The sequence below is a fragment of the Streptomyces capillispiralis genome (genome assembly GCF_007829875.1).
In the GTDB taxonomy this organism is placed as follows: Bacteria; Actinomycetota; Actinomycetes; order Streptomycetales; family Streptomycetaceae; genus Streptomyces; species Streptomyces capillispiralis.
Genome location: NZ_VIWV01000001.1, coordinates 4,849,382 through 4,871,711 on the forward strand (window position 1 = coordinate 4,849,382; position 22,330 = coordinate 4,871,711).

The 22,330-nt window shown below is 73.4% G+C and carries 17 protein-coding genes and 1 tRNA gene; 12 read left to right on the plus strand and 6 right to left on the minus strand.

Translation table 11 applies throughout. From position 1 onward, the window contains the following. Positions 1–244: 244 nt before the first annotated feature. From FHX78_RS21030 to FHX78_RS21065, 8 genes are all read left to right on the plus strand, one after another. Positions 245–1,537 (plus strand): extracellular solute-binding protein, encoded by a 1,293-nt coding sequence (locus FHX78_RS21030; protein ID WP_145868971.1) that lies wholly within the window; start codon positions 245–247, stop codon positions 1,535–1,537. Continuing rightward, complete coding sequence (locus tag FHX78_RS21035; protein ID WP_145868972.1) at positions 1,534–2,493, plus strand: carbohydrate ABC transporter permease; 960 nt, start codon at positions 1,534–1,536, stop codon at positions 2,491–2,493. Before FHX78_RS21030 ends, FHX78_RS21035 begins: the two co-directional genes overlap by 4 nt. A gap of 29 nt (positions 2,494–2,522) precedes the next feature. After that, positions 2,523–3,368, plus strand: coding sequence for a carbohydrate ABC transporter permease (locus tag FHX78_RS21040; protein WP_145868973.1), 846 nt, complete (start codon positions 2,523–2,525; stop codon positions 3,366–3,368). 1 nt (position 3,369) lies between these two features. Further along, complete coding sequence (locus tag FHX78_RS21045; protein WP_145868974.1) at positions 3,370–5,013, plus strand: beta-N-acetylhexosaminidase; 1,644 nt, start codon at positions 3,370–3,372, stop codon at positions 5,011–5,013. A gap of 318 nt (positions 5,014–5,331) precedes the next feature. Beyond that, positions 5,332–6,225, plus strand: coding sequence for an FAD binding domain-containing protein (locus FHX78_RS21050; RefSeq protein ID WP_145868975.1), 894 nt, complete (start codon positions 5,332–5,334; stop codon positions 6,223–6,225). Further along, positions 6,222–8,648: a 2Fe-2S iron-sulfur cluster-binding protein gene (locus tag FHX78_RS21055; RefSeq protein WP_167531812.1), complete on the plus strand. Its 2,427-nt coding sequence runs from the start codon at positions 6,222–6,224 to the stop codon at positions 8,646–8,648. Before FHX78_RS21050 ends, FHX78_RS21055 begins: the two co-directional genes overlap by 4 nt. Beyond that, the gene (locus FHX78_RS21060; RefSeq protein WP_145868976.1) at positions 8,645–10,960 is read left to right on the plus strand and encodes a xanthine dehydrogenase family protein molybdopterin-binding subunit; all 2,316 of its coding nucleotides are present in this window, start codon (positions 8,645–8,647) and stop codon (positions 10,958–10,960) included. The genes FHX78_RS21055 and FHX78_RS21060 overlap by 4 nt, the downstream gene beginning before the upstream one ends. A 265-nt stretch (positions 10,961–11,225) precedes the next feature. Next, the gene (locus FHX78_RS21065; RefSeq protein ID WP_145868977.1) at positions 11,226–12,401 is read left to right on the plus strand and encodes an SUKH-4 family immunity protein; all 1,176 of its coding nucleotides are present in this window, start codon (positions 11,226–11,228) and stop codon (positions 12,399–12,401) included. Between the two features lie 87 nt (positions 12,402–12,488). Here the strand turns inward: FHX78_RS21065 and FHX78_RS21070 are convergent. Then, positions 12,489–12,561, minus strand: a tRNA-Cys gene (locus tag FHX78_RS21070). 178 nt (positions 12,562–12,739) lie between these two features. On the opposite strand from FHX78_RS21070, the gene FHX78_RS21075 reads away from it, so the two are divergent. From FHX78_RS21075 to FHX78_RS21090, 4 genes are all read left to right on the plus strand, one after another. Then, on the plus strand, positions 12,740–14,203 hold the full coding sequence (locus FHX78_RS21075) for an MFS transporter (RefSeq protein WP_145868978.1): 1,464 nt from the start codon (positions 12,740–12,742) through the stop codon (positions 14,201–14,203). A gap of 161 nt (positions 14,204–14,364) precedes the next feature. Further along, a complete protein-coding gene (locus FHX78_RS21080) occupies positions 14,365–16,158 on the plus strand; it encodes a DEAD/DEAH box helicase (protein WP_145868979.1) in 1,794 nt (597 codons plus the stop codon). Between the two features lie 309 nt (positions 16,159–16,467). After that, on the plus strand, positions 16,468–17,109 hold the full coding sequence (locus FHX78_RS21085) for an IclR family transcriptional regulator (protein WP_145868980.1): 642 nt from the start codon (positions 16,468–16,470) through the stop codon (positions 17,107–17,109). A gap of 90 nt (positions 17,110–17,199) precedes the next feature. Further along, a complete protein-coding gene (locus FHX78_RS21090) occupies positions 17,200–17,991 on the plus strand; it encodes a S16 family serine protease (RefSeq protein ID WP_145868981.1) in 792 nt (263 codons plus the stop codon). A 9-nt stretch (positions 17,992–18,000) separates the two neighbouring features. Here the strand turns inward: FHX78_RS21090 and FHX78_RS21095 are convergent, their stop codons facing one another. From FHX78_RS21095 to FHX78_RS21115, 5 genes are read right to left on the minus strand one after another with little or no spacing between them, the layout of a single operon-like run. Then, positions 18,001–18,981 (minus strand): glycine betaine ABC transporter substrate-binding protein, encoded by a 981-nt coding sequence (locus FHX78_RS21095; protein WP_145868982.1) that lies wholly within the window; start codon positions 18,979–18,981, stop codon positions 18,001–18,003. Next, positions 18,978–19,793, minus strand: a complete 816-nt coding sequence (locus FHX78_RS21100) for an ABC transporter permease (protein WP_373313131.1) — start codon at positions 19,791–19,793, stop codon at positions 18,978–18,980. Before FHX78_RS21100 ends, FHX78_RS21095 begins: the two co-directional genes overlap by 4 nt. 38 nt (positions 19,794–19,831) lie before the next feature. Continuing rightward, entirely contained in the window at positions 19,832–21,121 is a 1,290-nt protein-coding gene (locus FHX78_RS21105) for an ABC transporter ATP-binding protein (RefSeq protein ID WP_145868984.1), read from the minus strand. Next, complete coding sequence (locus FHX78_RS21110) at positions 21,114–21,761, minus strand: ABC transporter permease (protein WP_145868985.1); 648 nt, start codon at positions 21,759–21,761, stop codon at positions 21,114–21,116. Before FHX78_RS21110 ends, FHX78_RS21105 begins: the two co-directional genes overlap by 8 nt. Before the next feature lie 30 nt (positions 21,762–21,791). Next, the gene (locus tag FHX78_RS21115; protein ID WP_037643868.1) at positions 21,792–22,262 is read right to left on the minus strand and encodes an Lrp/AsnC family transcriptional regulator; all 471 of its coding nucleotides are present in this window, start codon (positions 22,260–22,262) and stop codon (positions 21,792–21,794) included. Positions 22,263–22,330 lie beyond the last annotated feature (68 nt).

Sequence of the window (22,330 nt, forward strand, 5' to 3'; positions counted from 1 at the left end):
CCTCCTGCCGTACGACTCGTAGGGACTCGTAGGACCGACGGACCTGCCCGAAGGCCTCCGGGGTGCGTTTTGCGCGCCCTGGGGGCCTTTGTGCTGCCCGCGCGTTGCGCGGGATGCGCCCGCCGGTCACAGAGTGGTTGAGACCTCTTGTGGCGCGGTTCACCCAGTCCCTAGCCTCCGGTGTGTTGTGCACAGCGAAACCGCCATTGCATATGTTGCAACGTGCCATCGGAGGAGCAACTCCATGAAGCTGTCCGCCCGCCTGGTCGCCGTCGCGGCCGTCCTCGCCACCGCCGCCTGCGCGCCCCAGACCTCCGGCACCTCCTCCTCCGACAAGGACGAGAAGACCGGCACCCTGCGCGTCTGGCTCTTCCAGGAAGTCAACAACAAGCCCAAGGAACGGGCCGTCGACTCCGTCCTGGCCGCGTTCGAGAAGGCGCACGAGGACACCGAGGTCACCGTCGAGTACATACCCGTCGAGACCCGCGCCCAGCGCATCAAGGCCGCCTTCAACGACCCGGAGTCCGCACCCGACCTCATCGAGTACGGCAACACCGACACCGCGGGCTATGTGAAGGACGGCGGACTCGCCGACGTCACCGCGGAGTTCACGGCCTGGGACGAGGCCAAGGACACCGACCCGACCGCCAGACAGTCGGTCACCGTCGACGGAAAGGTCTACGGAGCCCCGTACTTCGTCGGCGTCCGCGCGCTGTACTACCGCACCGACGTCTTCGACGAGCTCGGCCTGGACGTCCCGGAGAGCCAGGCCGAACTGATCTCCACCGCCCAGCAGATCCGCGCCGCCAGGCCGGACATGTACGGCATCGCGGTCGGCGGCGCCTACACCTACGGCGCGATGCCGTTCATCTGGGCCCACGGCGGTGAACTCGCCACCGGCAGGACGGGCTCGTACGCCTCCGCCATCGACGGCGCGGACGCGCGCAAGGGTATCGAGGCGTACACCTCGCTCTTCGGCGACGACAACTGCCCGGCCGCCAAGTGCGCCGGCATGGGCGGTAACGACACCGTGACCGCGTTCGCCTCGGGCAAGGCGGCGATGGCGATTGGCGGCGACTTCAGCCACGCGGCCGTGGAGGCCGGGAAGGTGAAGGGACAGTACGCGGTGGTGCCGCTGCCCGGCGTCGAGCCCGGCTCCATCGCCCCCGCGTTCGCGGGCGGCAACAACCTCGGTGTGCTGAAGTCCACTTCGCACCGCACCCTCGCCGTCGACCTGATGAAGCGGCTCGCGTCCAAGGAGGCGCAGGGCGAGCTGTTCGACGCGATGGGCTTCCTGCCGACGTTCTCCGACGTGCGGCAGCAGGTGGCGGTGAAGGAGCCGTTCGTGAAGCCGTTCGTCGAGACGCTCGCCGCGGACACCAAGTTCGTGCCGGCCTCGCCGGCCTGGGCGCAGATCGACTCCTCGCTGGTCCTGCCGACGATGTTCCAGGAGATCGTCAGCGGCAAGAAGGACGTGGCCGCCGCCTCGGCGGACGCGGCGAAGAAGATGAACGAGGCGTTCGGGTCCGCCGGATGACGGCGCCCACCGGCTCGGCGGACCTGGACCGCGGGCGGGTGCGGGTGGTCCGTGGCGTCCCGCGCAGCTCCCCGCGCCCCCGGGGAGGTTCGGGCACCCCCTGGCTCTATCTCGCGCCCGCGCTCGTCGTCCTCGGCGGACTGCTCGCCTACCCGATCTACCAGCTCGGCCTGATCTCGCTCTTCCACTACACCCAGGCGCAGGTCAGCGGCGGGGAGCCGACCACCTTCGAGGGGTTCGGCAACTACGCCGAGCTCTTCGCCGACGAGCGGTTCTGGCAGGTGCTGCTGGCCACCGTGCTGTTCGCGGCGGCCTGCGTGGTCTGCACCCTGGCCGTGGGCTGCGCGCTCGCCGTGCTCCTCACCCGGGTGCGGGCGGTGCCCCGGCTCGCGCTGATGCTGGCCGCGCTCGGCGCCTGGGCCACCCCGGCCGTCACCGGCTCCACGGTCTGGCTGTTCCTCTTCGACCCCGACTTCGGCCCGGTCAACCGGGTGCTGGGCCTCGGCGACCACTCGTGGACGTACGGGCGGCTCAGCGCGTTCTTCCTGGTGCTGCTCGAAGTGGTCTGGTGCTCCTTCCCCTTCGTGATGGTGACGGTCTACGCCGGCATCCGCGCCGTACCGTCCGAGGTGCTGGAGGCCGCCGCGCTCGACGGGGCCTCGCAGTGGCGGATCTGGCGCTCGGTGCTCGCCCCGATGCTCCGGCCCATCCTCGTGGTGGTCACCATCCAGTCGGTCATCTGGGACTTCAAGGTCTTCACCCAGATCTACGTGATGACGAACGGCGGCGGCATCGCGGGCCAGAACCTGGTCCTCAACGTCTACGCCTACCAGCAGGCGTTCGCGTCGTCGCAGTACAGCCTCGGCGCGGCGATCGGCGTGGTGATGCTGCTGATCCTGCTCACCGTGACGCTGGTGTATCTGCGGCTGCTGCGCCGCCAGGGGGAGGAACTGTGACGCTCGTGGGCCGGGACCGGAAACCCCGGGTGAATCCTGTGCGCCGGACGGTCCGGCGGCCGGGACGGCTCGCGGCCGAGACGGCGGCGCTGCTGACCGCCGCCGTGGTGGCCTTCCCGCTGTACTGGATGGTGCTGAGCGCCTTCAAACCGGCCGGTGAGATCGAGTCGTCCGAGCCGCGCCCGTGGACCCTGGCACCCACGCTGGACTCCTTCCGGCGGGTCTTCGGACAGCAGGAATTCGGCCGCTACTTCCTCAACAGCGTGGTCGTCGCGGTGGCCGTGGTGATCGCCTCGGCGCTGATCGCCTTTCTCGCCGCGACGGCCGTGACACGATTCCGCTTCCGTATGCGGACCACCCTGCTGATCATGTTTCTGGTGGCCCAGATGGTGCCCGTGGAAGCGCTCACCATCCCCCTGTTCTTCGTCATGCGGGACTTCGGCCAGCTGAACACGCTGTGGTCGCTGATCCTGCCCCACATCGCGTTCTCCCTGCCGTTCGCGATCTGGATGCTCAGGGGGTTCGTGAAGGCCGTTCCGGAGGCGCTGGAGGAGGCCGCCTACATCGACGGGGCGAGCCGTGCGCGCTTTCTGTGGCAGATCCTTTTCCCGCTCGTCCTGCCCGGCCTGGTGGCCACCAGCGTGTTTTCCTTCATCTCCACCTGGAACGACTTCCTGTTCGCCAAGTCCTTCATCATCAGCGACATCTCGCAGTCGACCCTGCCGATGGCGCTGCTGGTCTTCTACAAACCCGACGAGCCGGACTGGGGCGGGGTCATGGCGGCGTCCACGGTGATGACGATTCCGGTACTGGTGTTCTTCGTACTCGTGCAGCGGCGTCTGGTCTCCGGACTGGGCGGCGCGGTAAAGGACTGACGTGACCGAACTGATTCCAGCGCCCCGCAGCGTCGTCGCCGGTTCCGGCGAGGTGCGGCTGACGGCGCGTTCCGGACTCCATGCCGCCCGGGGGACGGAGGGCGTCGGCCAGTGGCTGCGCACCGTCCTGTGGCAGGCGACCGGCCTGCCGCTGCGCGAGGCGCGCGAACTCGACGACACCGACGGCGACGGCATCGGGCTCCGGCTCGATCCCCGGCTGGGCCCCGAGGAGTACCGCCTCGTCAGCGACCCCGGCGGCGTCCTGGTCGAGGGCGGCAGCGCGGCCGGTGTCTTCCGGGGCGCCCAGACGCTGCGGCAGCTCCTCGGCCCGGACGCGTTCCGCAGGGCGCCGCTCCGCCGCGACCGGGTCTGGGCGGTGCCCCACGTCACCGTCGAGGACGCCCCCCGCTTCCGCTGGCGCGGACTCATGCTCGACGTCGCCCGGCACTTCATGCCCAAGGAAGGCGTGCTGCGCTATCTCGATCTGATGGCCGCGCACAAACTCAACGTCCTCCACTTCCACCTGACGGACGATCAGGGGTGGCGCGTCGAGATCCGGCGCCATCCGAAGCTCACCGAGGTCGGCTCCTGGCGCGCCCGGACGAAAATCGGCCACCGCGCCTCACCGCTGTGGGACGACAAGCCGCACGGCGGTCACTACACCCAGGACGACATCCGCGAGATCGTCGCCTACGCCGCCGAACGGCATATCAGCGTGGTCCCGGAAATCGACGTGCCCGGCCACTCGCAGGCCGCCATCGCCGCGTATCCGGAACTCGGCAACACCGATGTCGTCGACACCGCCTCCCTGACCGTCTGGGACACCTGGGGCATCAATCCGAACGTACTCGCCCCCACCGACGACACCCTGCGCTTCTACGAGGAGGTGCTCGAGGAAGTCCTGGAACTGTTCCCGGCGGACGCCGGCCCGTTCTCGCCGTTCGTGCACATCGGCGGCGACGAATGCGTCAAGGACCAGTGGCGCGCCTCGGACACCGCGCAGAAGCAGATCTCCAACCTCGGACTGGCCGACGAGGAGGCCCTGCAGGGCTGGTTCATCGGGCATTTCCACACCTGGCTCGCCGCCCGGGGACGCCGGCTGATCGGCTGGGACGAGATCCTCCAGGGCGGGCTCGCGCCGGGCGCCGCGGTCTCCTCCTGGCGCGGCTACGCGGGCGGGGTGACCGCCGCCCGCGCCGGGCACGACGTGGTCATGTGCCCCGAGCAGCAGGTGTACCTGGACCACCGGCAGGCCGCGGGCCCCGAGGAGCCGGTGCCGATCGGGTACGTGCGCACCCTGGAGGACGTCTACCGGTTCGAGCCCGTACCGGCGGAGCTGACCCCCGAGGAGGCCGCGCGGGTGCTGGGCACCCAGGCCAACGTGTGGACCGAGGTGATGGAGGACCAGGGGCGCGTGGACTACCAGACGTTCCCCCGGCTCGCCGCCCTCGCCGAGGTCGCCTGGAGCGCCCTGCCCGCCCCCGAGGAACGGGACTTCGCCGGCTTCGAACGGCGCATGACCACCCACTACCGGCGCCTGGACGCGCTCGGGGTCGGCTACCGGCCGCCCACCGGACCCCTGCCCTGGCAGACGCGTCCGGGCGTACTGGGCCGCCCGATCGACGGCCCGCCCCCGAACCTCTGACGTCCCCGCCGTCCCGCGCGCCCGGCGGCCCGCCGCCGGGCCCGGGGCCCCGAACGGGCCCTGCCCGCCCGTCCGTCCCGGGCCGAACAGGTCACGCGATACGGCACAGGAGTCACCGAAGAGGGTCATGCCGAAACGTACCGGCTATGCCGGGTCAATTCGGGCATGCCCGGGGTGAGGTGGGCGAATGCCTCCTAGCGGACCCCCGTCTTCGGCGCCTGCCAAGATGTGCCAGAGTTGCCACGTCCGCCCTGTCAGGTCGTACCGTACGGCAGCACAGGTGGGACCAGGTGGGGCAGCGGGAAGGGGCAGCCGGTTTTGAGCACGCACGCACCGCAGGCGGCGCAGGCCGTGACACTGCCGACGACCCTGGACGAGGCGGTGGCGGCGCTCACCGCCGTGCCCGCCGCCGTGCCCGTGGCGGGCGGCACCGACCTGATGGCCGCCGTCAACTCCGGTCAGCTCAGGCCCGCCGCCCTGGTCGGCCTCGGCCGGATCAGCGAGATCCGCGGCTGGCAGTACCTGGACGGGCACGCGCTGCTCGGCGCCGGTCTCACCCACGCGCGGATGGGACGCCCCGACTTCGCCGCCCTCATCCCGGCGCTCGCCGCCTCCGCGCGCGCCGCCGGACCGCCGCACATCCGCAACGCCGGCACCCTGGGCGGCAACATCGCCTCCGCCGCCCCCACCGGGGACGCGCTGCCCGTCCTGGCCGCCCTGGAGGCGACGCTGATCATCGCGGGCCCGGGCGGGGCCCGCCGCGAGATCCCGGTGTCGCACCTGCTCGCCGGGATGGACCTGCTGCGCCCGGGCGAACTCATCGGCTACGTGCGCGTACCGCTGCTGCACGCCCCCCAGGTCTTCCTGAAGGCGACCGGCCGCACCGGCCCCGGCCGCGCGGTCGCGTCCGTCGCCCTGGTGCTCGACCCGGCCCGCCGCGGCGTCCGCTGCGCGGTGGGCGCCATAGCGCCGATGCCGCTGCGGCCCCTGGAGGCCGAGCAGTGGGTCGCGCAGCTCATCGACTGGGACAACAACCGCGCGATCGTGCCCGACGCACTGACCGCGTTCGGGGAGTACGTCGCCGCGGCCTGCATCCCCGACGCCGCCCCCGGCGAGGACGGCACCGTCCCACCACTACCGCCCGCGGTACTGCACCTGCGGCGCACCGTCGCCGCGCTGGCCCGACGAGCACTGGGGAGGGCGCTGTCGTGACCGACGACCAGCACGGACAGGGCACGCCCCCGGGCGGCGGCCGCTGGGACCCGCTGCCCCAGGGCGAGTACGACGACGGCGCCACGGCCTTCGTGAACCTCCCCGAGGGCGGCATCGACGCCCTGCTGGACGCCATGGAGAGCCCGCTCGCGGCGCCGGGGCACGGCTATGTGCCGCCGCAGATAACGGTCACTCCCGCTACCACCGCGGGCATCGACCCGGCGGCCACCGGCACCTGGGCGGCGCCCGGCGCGCCCGTCGACGGCGCCCAGTGGCACGACCCGCAGGCCGCCGAGGGCGACGCGGCCACGGGCGACCGGTTCACCTACGACCCCGGCGTCACCGGGCAGTGGACCTATGAGGAGACGGGCAGCCCGGAGCACCCCGCGCCCGGACACGACGTCACCGGCCAGTGGTCGATCCCCGTCGCCGGCGGCGACCTGCCGGACGAGTCGGGCGAGTTCACCACGTCCGCCCTGGTCGAGCAGTGGGGCGGCACCCCGCCGGCCACCCTCCCGGGCGGCGCCCCGGCCCCCTGGGCCGACCAGGCCATCGGCCGGCCGTGGGGGCCCGGCGTGCCGGGGGTCCCGCAGGAGCAGGACCCGGCGCACCCGGAGACCGGACACGGCCCCGCGCACGAGCAGTACGACCAGTACGACCAGCAGGCACCGCACGGGCAGCACGGGCCGTACGAGCAGGTGCCGCACGAGCAGTACGGGCAGCAGGCGCAGCCCCACGGGGAGCCCGGTGCGGGACCCGCGTACCAGCAGGCGCCCGGACCGGACGCCTACGACGGGCGGTTCGCCCACGACGCGTCCGCGGCCGGACGGCACGCGGCCGGTCACGCGCCCGAGCGGCCCGGCGGGGCGGAACACCTGCCGGGCGCCGGTGCCGCGCCGGATCCTTCCGGCGTGCCCGGTCCGGTGCCGGAGCAGCCCGCGGACGCCGTCGCGGCGCGGCCCCACGGCGAGCCCGCCCCGGGCGACGGCCCGGTCTTCGGCCGGCCGTCCGCCCCGGACGCGTACGACGGGCAGCCCGCCCACCACGACGCGCACGCGCCCGCGGGGCCGGCGGACCGGCACGACCCCGAGCCGTCCGGCGCCCCGGAACACCCCGCGGCGGGCGCCGCGCCGGGCAGCCCCGTGGCACCCGGTCACGCCCCCGAGCAGCCCTCCGCCGGTCACGCCCCCGAGCAGCCCTCCGCCGGTCACGCCCCGGAGCCCTCCGGTGCGCCCGGTCACGCCCCCGAGCAGCCCGCGCACGAGGGGCCCCGGTCGGCCGGTGTGCCGCAGCCGTTCCCCGTCGAGGGGTACGCGGAACCGCCGTGGCCGTCCGACGCGGAGGCCGCCGACGGCGCCCCGCCCGCGCCCCGGGAGCACCCGCAGCCCGGCGGCCAGGACGCCTCCGCGCCCGTTTCCGGGGCCGCTGGGGCCTCGGAGGCCCCTGAGGGCCCCGGGGCCGCCGACGAGGCCCCTGAGGCCGCCGAGAGCCCCGCGGAGCCCTCCGCCGCCGACGGGACCGGCCAGGAGCCCGGCGCCGAGCCGGACCCCGTCGCCGACGAGAGCGCCCCGGCGGCCGACGCCGAGTCCCCGGACGGGGCCGCCGTCCCGACGGCGCACGACGGTTCCGGCGCACCCGACGCCACGGACGCCCAGGACGCCGCGGAGGCCCCGGAGACCGAGGACGCCGCGGAGACCCCGGACGCCCCCGGCACGGCGGACGCGGACGCCCCGGACGATGCGGCCCAGCCCCCCGCCCCGGACGCCGCGCCCCCCGGTGCCCCGCACGACGACCACCCCCTGGCCACCTACGTGCTCCGCGTCAACGGCACCGACCGGCCCGTCACCGACGCCTGGATCGGCGAGTCGCTGCTCTACGTGCTGCGCGAGCGGCTCGGGCTGGCCGGCGCCAAGGACGGCTGCTCGCAGGGCGAGTGCGGCGCCTGCAACGTGCAGGTCGACGGCCGGCTCGTGGCGTCCTGCCTGGTCCCGGCCGTCACCGCGGCCGGCAGCGAGGTCCGTACCGTCGAGGGACTGGCCCAGGACGGCCACCCCTCGGACGTGCAGCGGGCGCTCGCGCGGTGCGGCGCCGTGCAGTGCGGCTTCTGCGTACCGGGCATGGCGATGACCGTGCACGACCTCCTGGAGGGCAACCCCGCCCCCACCGAGCTGGAGACCCGCCAGGCCCTCTGCGGCAACCTGTGCCGCTGCTCCGGCTACCGGGGCGTGGTGGACGCCGTCAAGGAGGTCGTCGCCGAACGCGAGGCGCACTCCGAGTCCCCCGAGTCCGGCCCGGACGGCGAGGCGGACACGCCCCGCATCCCGCACCAGGCGGGACCCGGCGCCGGCGGGGTCAACCCCTCGGCGTTCCACACCCCCGAACCCCATGACCGGGACCACGGCCAGGACGGAGGCCAGGCGTGAGCAACGAAGCAGCCACCGCGCAGGCCGCACAGGTCGCGGAGGCCGCCCCCGATCCGGAAGCGGTGCCGCGCGGACTCGGCGTCTCCCTGCCGGCCGCCGACGCCCGCGCCAAGACCGAGGGCACCTTCCCGTACGCCGCCGACCTGTGGGCCGAGGGCCTGCTGTGGGCGGCCGTGCTGCGCTCGCCGCACCCGCACGCGCGGATCGTGTCCATCGACACCACCCACGCGCGGGAGATGCCCGGCGTCCGCGCGGTCGTCACCCACGAGGACGTCCCCGGCACCCCGGTGCACGGCCGCGGCAAGGCCGACCGCCCGGTCTTCGCCTCCGAGGTGGTGCGCCACCACGGCGAGCCCATCGCGGCCGTCGCCGCCGACCACCCGGACACCGCGCGGATGGCCGCCGCCGCCGTCATCGTCGAGTACGAGGTGCTCGACCCGGTGACCGACCCCGAGCAGGCCTTCGAGGCCGAACCGCTGCACCCGGACGGCAACCTGATCCGGCACATCCCGCTGCGCCACGGCGACCCCGAGGCGGCCGGCGAGGTCGTCGTCGAGGGCCTGTACCGCATCGGCCGCCAGGACCCCGCCCCCATCGGCGCCGAGGCCGGACTCGCCGTGCCCCGCCCGGACGGCGGCGTCGAGCTGTACCTGGCCTCCACCGACCCGCACGGCGACCGCGACACCGCCGCCGCCGCGTTCGGCCTGGAACCCGATCGGGTGAAGGTCGTCGTCACCGGGGTGCCGGGCGCCACCGCCGACCGCGAGGACCAGAGCTTCCAGTTGCCGCTCGGCCTGCTGGCGCTGAAGACCGGCTGCCCGGTCAAGCTCACCGCCACCCGCGAGGAGTCCTTCCTCGGCCACGCCCACCGCCACCCCACCCTGCTGCGCTACCGCCACCACGCCGACGCCGAGGGCCGGCTGGTCAAGGTCGAGGCGCAGATCCTGCTCGACGCGGGCGCCTACGCGGACACCTCCGCCGACGCCCTGGCCGCCGCCGTCGCCTTCGCCTGCGGGCCGTACGTCGTGCCGAACGCGTTCATCGAGGGCTGGGCGGTGCGCACCAACAACCCGCCCTCCGGCCATGTGCGCGGCGAGGGCGCGATGCAGGTGTGCGCCGCCTACGAGGCGCAGATGGACAAGCTCGCCAAGAAGCTCGGCACCGACCCGGCGGAGCTGCGCCTGCGCAACGTCATGGCCACCGGCGACGTCCTGCCCACCGGCCAGACCGTGACCTGCCCGGCCCCGGTCGCCGAACTCCTGGAGGCGGTACGGGACTTCCCGCTGCCGCCGCTGCCGAAGGACACCCCCGAGGACGAGTGGCTGCTGCCCGGCGGCCCCGAGGGCGCGGGCGAACCGGGCGCGGTGCGCCGCGGCGTGGGCTACGGCCTGGGCATGGTGCACATGCTCGGCGCGGAGGGCGCGGACGAGGTGTCCACGGCCACCGTGCGGGTGCAGGGCGGTGTGGCGACGGTGCTGTGCGCGGCGGTGGAGACCGGGCAGGGCTTCTCCACCCTGGCCCGGCAGATCGTGCAGGAGATCCTCGGTGTCGACGAGGTGCACGTGGTGCCCGTGGACACCGACCAGCCGCCGGCCGGCGCGGGCTGCCGGGGCCGGCACACCTGGGTGTCGGGCGGCGCGGTGGAACGCGCGGCGAAGATGGTCCGCACCCAGCTCCTCCAGCCGCTGGCCCACAAGTTCGGCATGTCCACCGAACTGCTGCAGATCACCGACGGCAGGATCACCTCGTACGACGGTGTGCTGTCGACGACCGTCACGGAGGCGATGGACGGCAAGGAACTGTGGGCCACCGCCCAGTGCCGCCCGCACCCGACGGAGCCGCTGGACGAGTCCGGGCAGGGCGACGCCTTCGTGGGCATGGCGTTCTGCGCGATCCGCGCGGTGGTCGACGTCGACATCGAGCTCGGCTCGGTACGGGTGGTGGAGCTGGCGGTCGCCCAGGACGTGGGCCGGGTGCTCAACCCGGCGCAGCTCGCCGCCCGGATCGAGGCGGGGCTGACCCAGGGCGTGGGCGCCGCGCTCACCGAGAACCTGCGCACCCCGCGCGGTCTGGTCCGCCACCCGGACCTGACCGGGTACGCGCTGCCGACCGCGCTGGACGCGCCGGACATCCACATCGTGAAGCTGGTCGAGGAGCGGGACGTGGTCGCGCCGTTCGGGGCGAAGGCGGTCAGCGCGGTGCCGGTGGTGACCTCGCCGGCGGCCGTCGCCTCCGCCGTCCGGGCCGCCACGGGCCGCCCGGTGAACCGCCTGCCGATCCGCCCGCAGGCCGCGGTGGTGACCGGCGGCTGACCCCGCGGTGGCGTGGTGACCCCGGAGGCGGTCCGTCGCGGACGATCCTCGCGGGGGAGGCAACGCACGGGGGTGCCCGGGCGTCTTCAGTGACAGGGGTGCCCGGTCGGTCGTCGCCGGCCTCGGCCCGGGGGCGTTGTCAGTGGTGGCGCGTAGTGTTCCGAGTGGTGGGGGACGGTGCCGGGCCCGCGGGGGGCATGGGCCGTCCTGCCCGGGGCAGGGCGTTCGCGGGCCCGGGACGAAGCACACGTATCGCGGGGGAATCATGAGCACGACGGACACCGTCGCCACAGCGGCGATCACACTCACCGACGCCGACCTCGATCTCCGCATCACGCACGCGTCCACGCGCCGCTGGCTGGCCGACCCCGGACTGCCCGTGGACAGCGGCCTGTTCAGCTTCGCCGCGCTGACGCGGCAGGGCGGCCCGCGCACGGTGGCCGACGCGGCCGGCGACCCCGGCGGCCGGCTCTCCGCGGAGCTGCGGGACCAGCTGGTCATCGGCGGGCTGCTGGGCCCGGCCGGTCTGGACACGGAGTCGGTGCTGCTCGACGGGGTGACCGGGGAGGTCTCGACGACGCACTTCCTGCACGACCGCACCGACCTGATGGACCGCCGGCCGCTCGCCCCGTCCCTGCCGACCCTGGTGCGGTTCGCCGCGGCGACGGACGAACTGGCCGGTCTGCGCGGCCAGTTCGCCGACCAGGCGGGCCGGTACGGCACCGAGGCGGTCGCGGAGGCGTCCCGCCGGCTGCTCGCGGTGTTCGAGGAGGGCGCGGACGGCGAGCCGGCGCCGTTCTGGAGGATGGCCGCGCTGATCCGCCCCCTGGCCCTGGTGGCGGGCCCCGGCACCGCCTCGGGCCTGGCCCTGGACCTTCCCGTCCGCCTGCTGGACCAGGAGTTCGGCCGGGGCGGCGTGGTCCGCTTCGAGGAGGTCGACTTCCCCGCGACGCTCACGCACGAACCGACCCGCCGCTTCCTGTGCGGGACGGGCCTCCCGGAGGACGGCTTCCTCTTCCAGCTGGACACCGACCTGCCGCTGCGCACGCTCGCGGAGTTCTACGCCGACGAGCGCGACCTCCCCGACGACCGCCTGCCCGCCCGGCCCGAGCAGCTGATCCGCCTGGGCCACCTGGTCGACGACCACAGCCTGGTCGTCGACGGCGCCACGGGCGCGGTCCTCAGCTGGAGCGAGTCGGACTCCGCCCTCCACCCCCTGAACACGGACATCTCCACCCTCGCCTTCACCCTCTGGCTGCTGCACCGCGAGCACACCATCGACGAGGAGTCGGGCCACGCCCTGACCTCCGACACCTACGACCAGCTCGCCCTGACGATGATCCAGGTCCTGTCGTCCATCGACCCGACGGGCACCACCGCCGACGCGGACTGGCACTACTGGACGGAGCTGTTCCAGGACGAGGCGGGCGGAGTGCTCTGAGGGCACGCCCGGACGGACCAGGGCCGGGACCCGGACAGGGGCCCGGCCCCGGACCGGGCAGGGCCGTTCCGGGGCGTCGGGCACCGGAGACCGTGGCGGGATTCGAACCCGCGTACCTCGCTGTGCAGGCGAGTCCCTGGGACCACTCGGGCACACGGTCGTGTCGGCGGCGAAGTGCCGTGCGGCGCCCCGCCGTTGCCGACCGGAGCACGACCCTACGCCGCGGGTGACCCGGCGCTCAAGGGCATTCCGCGGCGCCGGCCTACGACCAAGGTCCCGGTCCCGTCCCACCACCCCGACAGGGGTCAAACCGTTTCGTGGCCCTTACGCTGACCGGCATGACCACCCCGCATCCGCACGACACCGGTGTCGCCGGGACCGCCGACGTCCCCGCCCCGCCCCCCGGCCCCGACAGCGCGACCGTGCTGAGCCGCCCCTACCGGGCGCTCAGCATCGGCGTGGTCTCCGTGGTGCTGCTGATCGCCTTCGAGGCGACCGCGGTCGGTACGGCGATGCCGGTGGCCGCGCGGGAGCTGGACGGGGTGTCGCTGTACGCGTTCGCGTTCTCCGGGTACTTCACGACCAGCCTGTTCGGCATGGTGCTGTCCGGCCAGTGGGCCGACCGGCGCGGCCCGCTCGGGCCGCTGGCCTGGGGCATCGCCTCCTTCGCCGCGGGGCTGCTGCTCTCCGGGACGGCCGGCGCGATGTGGCTGTTCATCCTGGGCCGGGCCGTGCAGGGGCTCGGCGGCGGACTGGTGATCGTCGCGCTCTACGTCATCGTCGGCCGGGCCTACCCGGAGCGGCTGCGTCCGGCGATCATGGCCGCGTTCGCGGCGAGCTGGGTGATCCCGTCGGTCGTCGGCCCGCTCGCCTCCGGCGCGGTCACCGAACACATCGGCTGGCGCTGGGTGTTCCTCGGGATACCCGCGCTGGTGGTGTTCCCCCTGGCACTCGCGCTGCCGCAGATACGGCGCCTGGCGTCCGGCCCCGTGGGCGACGGCGGGGAGGCTCCCGCCTCCTTCGACGGCCGCCGCATCCGCCTCGCGCTGGCGATCTCCGCCGGCGCGGGACTGATCCAGTACGCGGCCCAGGACCTGCGCTGGCTCTCCCTGCTGCCGGGCGCGCTGGGCGTGGCGCTGCTCGTCCCGGCGGTGCGGGGACTGCTCCCGCGCGGCACCTACCGGGCGGCGCGCGGCCTGCCCTCGGTGGTGCTGCTGCGCGGCGTCGCCGCCGGCTCCTTCATCGCGGCGGAGTCCTTCGTGCCGCTGATGCTGGTCACCCAGCGCGGGCTCAGCCCGACCCTCGCCGGGTTCTCGCTCGCGGCGGGCGGCGGGACCTGGGCGCTGGGCTCCTGGGTGCAGTCGCGGCCCCGGCTGGAGCCGTACCGGGAGCGGCTGATGACCCTGGGGATGGTGCTGGTCGCGGCGGCCGTCGCGGCGGCCCCGAGCGTGCTGATCGACGCGGTGCCGGCCTGGACGGTGGCGGTCGCCTGGGGCTTCGGCTGCTTCGGCATGGGCCTGGTGATCTCCTCCACCAGCGTGCTGCTGCTCCAGCTCTCCGCCCCGAAGGAGGCCGGCACCAACTCCGCCGCCCTCCAGATCTCCGACGGCCTGTCCAACGTCGTCCTCCTCGCGGCCGGCGGCGCCGCCTTCGCGGCCCTCGGCGGTGGCACGGTGAGCCACACCGCCACCACGGCCACCGGCTCCCACCCGGCCGCCTTCGCGGCGGTCTTCCTGCCGATGGCGGCGGTGGCCCTGGCGGGCGCGTGGGTGGCCACGCGGGTGCGGGCGGCCTCCGTATGACACCGGGTGACGCCACCTGGCTGCCGCGCCCGCGCCGACTGTGACCTCGGTCCCACCCTCGGGTGGTGCGGCCGTGTAGCGGCGATGACACCACCGGCCCATCGGTAGGGTGGCCCGGTCGTCGTACGTAGCCGAGCCGCTCGACCCCCCCAACGGAGACCGTGACTACCACCGCCAGCTCCGCCTCGCACCACCTGTCCCCGGCCTTTCCCGGCCGCGCCCCCTGGGGCACCGCCGGGAAGCTGCGCGCCTGGCAGCAGGGCGCGATGGAGAAGTACATCCAGGCACAGCCCCGTGACTTCCTGGCGGTCGCCACACCCGGCGCCGGCAAGACGACCTTCGCGCTGACGCTGGCCTCCTGGCTGCTGCACCACCACGTCGTGCAGCAGGTGACCGTGGTCGCGCCGACCGAGCACCTGAAGAAGCAGTGGGCGGAGGCCGCCGCGCGGATAGGCATCAAGCTCGACCCCGAGTACAGCGCGGGCCCGCTCGGCAGGGAGTACGACGGCGTCGCCGTGACGTACGCCGGTGTCGGTGTGCGCCCCATGCTGCACCGCAACCGGGTCGAGCAGCGCAAGACCCTCGTCATCCTCGACGAGATCCACCACGCCGGTGACTCCAAGTCCTGGGGCGAGGCGTGCCTGGAGGCGTTCGAGCCGGCCACCCGGCGCCTCGCGCTCACCGGTACGCCGTTCCGCTCCGACACCAACCCCATCCCCTTCGTGACGTACGAGGAGGGCGACGACGGGATCCGGCGGTCGGCGGCCGACTACACCTACGGGTACGGCTCCGCGCTCGCCGACGGCGTCGTCCGTCCCGTGATCTTCATGTCGTACAGCGGCAACATGCGCTGGCGCACCAAGGCGGGCGACGAGATCGAGGCCCGTCTCGGCGAGCCCATGACCAAGGACGCGATCAGCCAGGCCTGGCGCACCGCGCTCGACGCGCGCGGCGAGTGGATGCCGGCCGTGCTGCGCGCCGCCGACCAGCGGCTCACCGAGGTCAGGAAGGCCATCCCGGACGCCGGCGCCCTCGTCATCGCCTCCGACCAGGAGTCCGCCCGCGCCTACGCCAAGCTGATCCGCGACATCACCGGCCACAAGGCCACCCTCGTGCTCTCCGACGACTCCGGCGCCTCCCAGCGGATCGACGAGTTCAGCGGCGGCGACGACCGCTGGATGGTCGCCGTGCGCATGGTGTCCGAGGGCGTCGACGTCCCGCGCCTCGCGGTCGGCGTGTACGCCACCACCATCTCCACCCCGCTGTTCTTCGCCCAGGCCGTCGGCCGTTTCGTGCGGTCCCGGCGGCGCGGCGAGACCGCGTCGGTGTTCCTGCCGACCGTCCCGGACCTGCTCTCCTTCGCCAACGAGATGGAGCGCGAGCGCGACCACGTCCTCGACAAGCCGAAGAAGGACGGCGAGGAGGACCCGTACGCCGAGTCCGAGAAGGAGATGGAGGAGGCGAACCGGGAGCAGGACGAGGACACCGGTGAGCAGGACATGCTGCCCTTCGAGGCGCTGGAGTCCGACGCCGTCTTCGACCGGGTGATGTACAACGGCGCCGAGTTCGGCATGCAGGCCCACCCGGGCAGCGAGGAGGAGCAGGACTACCTCGGCATCCCCGGCCTGCTGGAGCCCGACCAGGTGCAGCTGCTGCTGCAGAAGCGGCAGGCCCGGCAGATCGCGCACAGCCGCAGGAAGCCGGACGACGAGGCCGACCTGCTCGAACTGCCCGCCGAGCGGCGGCCGGTGGTCTCCCACAAGGAGATGATGGAGCTGCGCAAGAAGCTCAACACCCTCGTCGGCGCCTACGTCCACCAGAGCGGCAAGCCGCACGGCGTGATCCACACCGAGCTGCGCCGGGTCTGCGGCGGCCCGCCCTCCGCCGAGGCCACGGCCGGACAGCTGCGCCAGCGGATCGCCAAGGTGCAGGAGTGGGCCACGCGCATGCGGTGACCCCGTGACCGGAGGGGCCCGTGTGGTGCCCGGGGCGGAGGGACGTACCGGGGCAAACGGAACCAGTTTGCCGACACGGTGCCCGGATTCTGGACGGAGCCTTCCGCTCACCGAACCGGCTCGCTACTGTCCCCGCTACGCACACGCCCCGTGGCAGCGCCGCCGCGGAGCGCAGCCGTGAAGCGACTGTGCCCGGGACACCGCCGGGCCGCCGGCCGATCGGCGGCCTCTGAAGCGCGTGACCGACGGGACTCGGTGACGCATCCGCCGCGAGGGGGCCGTCGACCTCACCACTAAGGAGTGGGCGTCGTGACCGCGGAGACCTCTCAGACGCTCGACAGGGGACTGCGTGTCCTCAAGCTGCTGGCCGACACGGACCACGGGCTGACCGTCACCGAGCTTTCCCACAAACTGGGCGTGAACCGGACCGTCGTATACCGGTTGCTCGCCACGCTGGAGCAGCACGCCCTGGTCCGCCGTGACCTGGGCGGACGGGCCCGGGTCGGGCTCGGGGTGCTGCGGCTGGGCCGGCAGGTGCATCCGCTGGTGCGCGAGGCGGCGATGCCGGCACTGCGGTCACTGGCGGAGGACATCGGCGCGACCGCGCACCTGACGCTGGTGGACGGGGCGGAGGCGCTGGCGGTGGCCGTGGTGGAGCCGTCGTGGACGGACTACCACGTGGCCTACCGGGCCGGGTTCCGGCACCCGCTGGACCGCGGGGCCGCGGGCAAGGCGATCCTCGCGGCCCGCCAGCAGCGGGCGGACGACCCCGGGTACACGCTGACGCACGGCGAGCTGGAGGCGGGAGCGTGCGGGGCGGCCGCGCCGCTGCTGGGGGTCACGGGGGTGGAGGGGAGCGTGGGTGTGGTGATGCTCTCGGAGGTCGTGCCGGAGCGGGTGGGGGCACGCGTGATGGACGCGGCCCGCGAGGTCGCGGAAGCCCTCCGCTAGCCGCGCCCGCCCGTGCCGCCCCCGGGGGGCACCTCCCAGCCCTTCGAGGCACTGGGAGAGGCGCGCGGGCCCCGTGGCTACGATGACGTCGTGCTCACTCGTCTCACGCGTCCCCATAAGCTGGCCGCTCTCGCGGTGCCCGTCGTGGCCCTGCTGGCCACCGCGGGGCTCGCGCCGCTGCCCTTCTCCGTGGCGCAGCCCGGGCTGACCGCGGACGTGCTCGGGGAGAACAAGGGCACCCAGGTCATCACGATCACCGGGGCTCCCGTCCGCGAGACCAGCGGGCAGCTGCGGATGACGACGATCGAGGCGACCTCCCCGGACACCCGCGTCGACCTCCCCGACGTCATCGACGGCTGGTTCCGCACCGACCAGGCGGTCATGCCCCGCGACTCGGTCTACCCCAGCGGCGACAGCGTCCGGGAGATCGAGCGGTACAACCGCGAGCAGATGGAGGAGTCCCAGGACGAGGCGACCCGGGCCGCGCTGGCGTACCTGGGCCGCGCGGACGAGGACATCGACGTCCGGCTGAAGCTGGCCGACGTCGGCGGGCCCAGCGCCGGACTGCTGTTCTCCCTCGGCATCGTCGACAAGCTGGACGGCGACGGCAGCGGCGGCGACCTCACCGGCGGCCGGGTCGTCGCCGGTACGGGCACCATCGACGCGGACGGCACCGTCGGCGCGGTCGGCGGCGTCCCCCTGAAGACGCAGGCGGCCCGGCGGGACGGCGCCACCGTGTTCCTCGTGCCCGAGGCCGAGTGCTCCGACGCGCGGTCCGAACTCCCCGAGGGACTGCGGCTGGTCCCGGTCACCACCCTGAAGGGCGCCGTGGACGCGCTGGTCGCGCTGGAGAAGGGCACGGGCGAGGTCCCCGCCTGCTGACGGCGGCCCCTACCCCTCCTTGACGAACCCTTCCGCCACCATCCAGTCGAGCGCCACCTCGTGCGGGTCCTCCCCGTCGACGTCCACCTTGGCGTTGAGGGTCTGCGCCACGTCGTTGTCCAGCTTCGCCGTGACCGGGCCGAGGACGTCGGCGATCGCCGGCCACTCCTCGAAGGTGTCGGCGTTGACCGTCGGCGCCGCGTTGTAGTTGGGGAAGAACTTCCTGTCGTCCTCCATCACCACCAGGTTCATGGACTTGATGCGCCCGTCGGTGGTGAAGACCTCGCCGTAGGCGCAGGCGCCCTTCGCCGCCTGGGTGTAGATGATGCCGGTGTCCATCTGCGTGACGTCGCGCGCCGGGAGGTCCATCCCGTACGCCTTCTCCATGCCCGGCAGCCCGTCCGCGCGGTTGGCGAACTCGCCCTCCACACAGAGCGTCACCGCGCCCGGGTCGGACTTCGCCAGCGCGGCCACGTCGGAGAGCGTGCGCGTGCGGTACTTCTCGTAGTTCGCCTGGTTCATGGCGAGGGCGTACGTGTTGTTCAGCTCCGACGGCTCCAGCCAGACCACGCCGTTCTTCTCGTCCGCGTCGCGCACCGCCTCCCACTGCTCCCGAGGGTCCGGGATCGGCCTGCTGTTGCCCTGGTACGTGATCCACGCCGTGCCCGTGTACTCGAACCCGGCGTCCGCCTCGCCGCCCACGACCGCCTCCCGGGAGCCGACGGAACCCTGGATGCCGGTCCGGTCGACGACCTCGGCGCCGGCTGCCTGGAAGGCGATGCCCATGATCGCGCCGAGGATCAGCTGCTCGGTGAACTCCTTGGAGGTGACGGTGAGTTTCGCGCCCTCCAGCGGCTTGCCCCGGCCGATCGAGCCCGGCTCCACGTCGTCGACCATGGGGGAGCCGCTGGTCAGTCCGCAGCCCGCCGCGGCGGCCGTCAGCAGCGCCGCGGCCAGCAGCGCACCCCTGTGCCGTGCCGGCCGTCTCATGGGCCCGCCTCCAGACCGCGCGGCCGCAGCAGCAGTTCCGCCAGGGAGGCCAGCCAGTCCACCAGCAGCGCCAGGGCGACGGTGAGGACGGAGCCCACCACCAGCACCGGCATCCGCTGGCTGGTGATCCCGGTGGTGATCAGCACGCCGAGTCCGCCGCCCCCGCCGAAGGTGGCCAGGGTCGCCGTGCCGACGTTCAGGACGAGCGCGGTGCGCACACCGGCGAGGATCAGGGGGACGGCCAGCGGCAGCTCCACCCGGGTCAGCACGCCCAGCGGGGACATGCCGATGCCGCGCGCCGCCTCCAGCAGCGTCGGGTCGTTGGCCCTGAGCCCGGCGATGGTGTTGGCCAGCACCGGCAGGACGGCGTAGGCGATGATGCCGATCAGGGCGGCCCTGCGGCCGATGCCGAGCCAGATCACCAGCAGCGCCAGCAGACCGATCGCCGGGGTGGCCTGGCCCATGTTGGCGACGGCCATCGCGGCCGGGGTGGCCCGGCGGAACATGCCGCGGGTCAGCAGGATGCCCAGCGGGATCGCGATGAGCAGCACGAAGAACGTCGAGATCGCCGTGAGCTGGATGTGCTGCCACAGCGCCTTGGACACCTGCCCGTCGGACAGCGCGTTGCGGGTCAGCGCGTCGAGGTCGGCCTGCTCGAACCACAGCCAGGTCGCGAGCAGCACCGCGATCAGCACCACCGGCAGGAACGTCAGCTTCTGCCAGGTCACCCGGGGCCGCGTCGGCGGCGGCGGGGGAGCGGTGTCCTCCCCGTCGGACTCGGCGCCCTCGTCGCGGAAGGCGAGCCCCTTCACCTCGTGCTCGCCCTCGGGCCGCCGTCCGGACGCGGCCCTCACGCCTTCGCCTCCCCGCCGAAGCCGCCGAAGCCCTCCTGCTCGGCGTGCGTCTGCGCGGCCCGCTGCTCCTCCAGCTCGTGCTGCGCCTCCCGCGCCTCCAGCCGGTCGGCCTCCAGCAGTTCGTGCACCGAGTTCATCAGCGTCTCCACGTCCACGACACCCTCGTACGCGCCGCGCCGCCCGGTGACCGCGACCCGCCCGGTGTTGTCGGTGAGGACCGCCTCCAGCGCGTCCCGCAGGGTCGCGTCCCGGGTCACCGTGTCGTGGACCAGGGTGCCCGCGCGGGCCAGCGAGCCCTTGGCGCGCATCAGGTCGCCGCGCCGCAGCCACTTGTAGGGGCGGCCCTGCTTGTCCAGCAGCAGGATCTCGTTGGTGCCGCCGGAGCGGAGCCGGTTGAAGATGTGCTGGAGCGGGTCGTCGACGGTCACCGTCGGGTAGTCGGTGATCTCCACGTCCCGCACCCGGGTGAGGTTGAGCCGCTTCAGCGCCGCCCCGGCGCCCACGAAGCCCGAGACGAAGTCGTCGGCGGGGTTGGTGAGGATCGCCTCCGGGGTGTCGAACTGGGCGATGTGGGAGCGTTCGCGCAGCACCGCGATCCGGTCGCCGATCTTGATCGCCTCGTCGAAGTCGTGGGTGACGAAGACGATCGTCTTGTGCAGGTCGCGCTGGAGGCGGATCAGCTCGTCCTGGAGGTGGTCCCGGGTGATCGGGTCGACCGCGCCGAACGGCTCGTCCATCAGCAGCACCGGAGGGTCCGCCGCGAGCGCCCGCGCCACGCCCACCCGCTGCTGCTGGCCGCCGGACAGCTGACGCGGATAGCGGCCGTGGAACTCGCCCGGGTCCAGGCCGACCAGGTCCAGCATCTCCTCCACCCGGGCCCGCACCCGGGCGGCCGGCCAGCGCAGCATCCTCGGCACCAGCGCGATGTTCTGCGCCACGGTCATGTGCGGGAACAGGCCGCTGGCCTGGATCGCGTAGCCGATCGTGCGGCGCAGCCGCACCGGGTCCATGTGGGTGACGTCCTCGCCGCCGATGCGGATCCGGCCGCCCGTCGGCTCGATCAGCCGGTTGATCATCTTCAGCGTGGTGGACTTCCCGCAGCCCGACGGGCCGACGAAGACCACCGTCTCGCCCGCCCGGATGTCCATGCTGACGTTGTCCACCGCGGGCAGCGTGCTGCCCGGATACCGCTTGGTCAGGCCCTCCAGCTCGATGGTCGCCCCGACCGACCTGGGCGCCGCCCCGGGGGCCCGCGGTGCCTGTGGTGTCTGTGGTGTCTCAGCCACGGATCCCCCTGGGAATGGTCAGCCGCCCGATCAGGACGTACGCGGCGTCGAACAGCAGGGCCAGCACGATGATTCCGAGGGTGCCCGCGAGGACCTGGTTGAGCGCGTTCTTGCTGCCCAGCGAGGCGATCCCGCGGAAGATCAGGTTCCCGAGGCCGGGACCGGAGGCGAAGGCGGCGATGGCGGCGATGCCCATCAGCATCTGCGTGGAGACCCGGATGCCGGTCAGGATGGGCGGCCAGGCCAGGGGCAGCTCCACCCGCGCCAGCCGGGCCACGCGCGACATGCCGATGCCCTTGGCCGCGTCCACCAGCGACGGATCGACCCCGCGCAGCCCCACGATCGCGTTCCGCACGATCGGCAGCAGCCCGTACAGGGTCAGCGCGATCACCGTCGGCGGCACACCGAGCCCCACGACCGGGATCAGCAGACCGATCATGGCCAGCGCCGGGATGGTCAGCAGGGTCGCGGTGGCGGTGGTGGCGAGGTTGCCCGCCCACTCGCTGCGGTAGGTGGCCACCCCGATCAGCACACCGAGCACGGTCGCCACCACCATGCACTGGAAGACGGCGCTGGCGTGCTGGAACGCGTCGGTGAGCAGCTGCTGATGGCGGTTGCCCAGGTACTCCCAGAAGTTCACGTCCGCTCACCCCAGCTCGGCCAGGTCGGGTCACTCGCCGAGCGACGCCTGTTCCACCAGCGGGATGATCCGCAGCGGAACGGGGTTCTCCATGACGATCGCCGTGGAGGCCCGGACGATGCCATCAAAACCGACGACGCGGTCGATCACCCGCTGGAGATCGGCGTTGGAGCGCGCCACCAGCCGGCACAGCATGTCCCCGGTGCCGGTGGTGGTGTGCAGCTCCAGCACCTCCGGCACGGTCGCCAAGTGGGCCCGTACGTCGGCTCCTTGACCCTGCCGGATCTGCAGCGTGGCGAACGCCGTCACCGGGTATCCGAGGGCCGCCGGATCCACCTGGGGTCCGAATCCGCGGATGACTCCGTTCGACTGAAGCCGGTCCAGCCGGGCCTGCACGGTCCCGCGCGCCACCCCGAGCCGCCGGGACATCTCCAGCACGCCGATCCTCGGCTCCCGCGCCAGCAGCAGGATGATCCGCCCGTCCAGATGATCGATCGCCATGTCCGTCTCCCCGGTGGTCATCCTGTACACACAGCCCGCCGATACGGGCGTACGACTATGCATGTTGC

Excerpts from the sequence above, each read along its gene's own strand:
- FHX78_RS21115 (WP_037643868.1), bottom strand. The coding sequence starts at position 22,262 with ATGGCGATCGATCATCTGGACGGGCGGATCATCCTGCTGCTGGCGCGG.
- FHX78_RS21035 (WP_145868972.1), top strand. The coding sequence starts at position 1,534 with ATGACGGCGCCCACCGGCTCGGCGGACCTGGACCGCGGGCGGGTGCGG.
- FHX78_RS21095 (WP_145868982.1), bottom strand. The coding sequence starts at position 18,981 with ATGAGACGGCCGGCACGGCACAGGGGTGCGCTGCTGGCCGCGGCGCTG.
- FHX78_RS21065 (WP_145868977.1), top strand. The coding sequence starts at position 11,226 with ATGAGCACGACGGACACCGTCGCCACAGCGGCGATCACACTCACCGAC.
- FHX78_RS21030 (WP_145868971.1), top strand. The coding sequence starts at position 245 with ATGAAGCTGTCCGCCCGCCTGGTCGCCGTCGCGGCCGTCCTCGCCACC.
- FHX78_RS21075 (WP_145868978.1), top strand. The coding sequence starts at position 12,740 with ATGACCACCCCGCATCCGCACGACACCGGTGTCGCCGGGACCGCCGAC.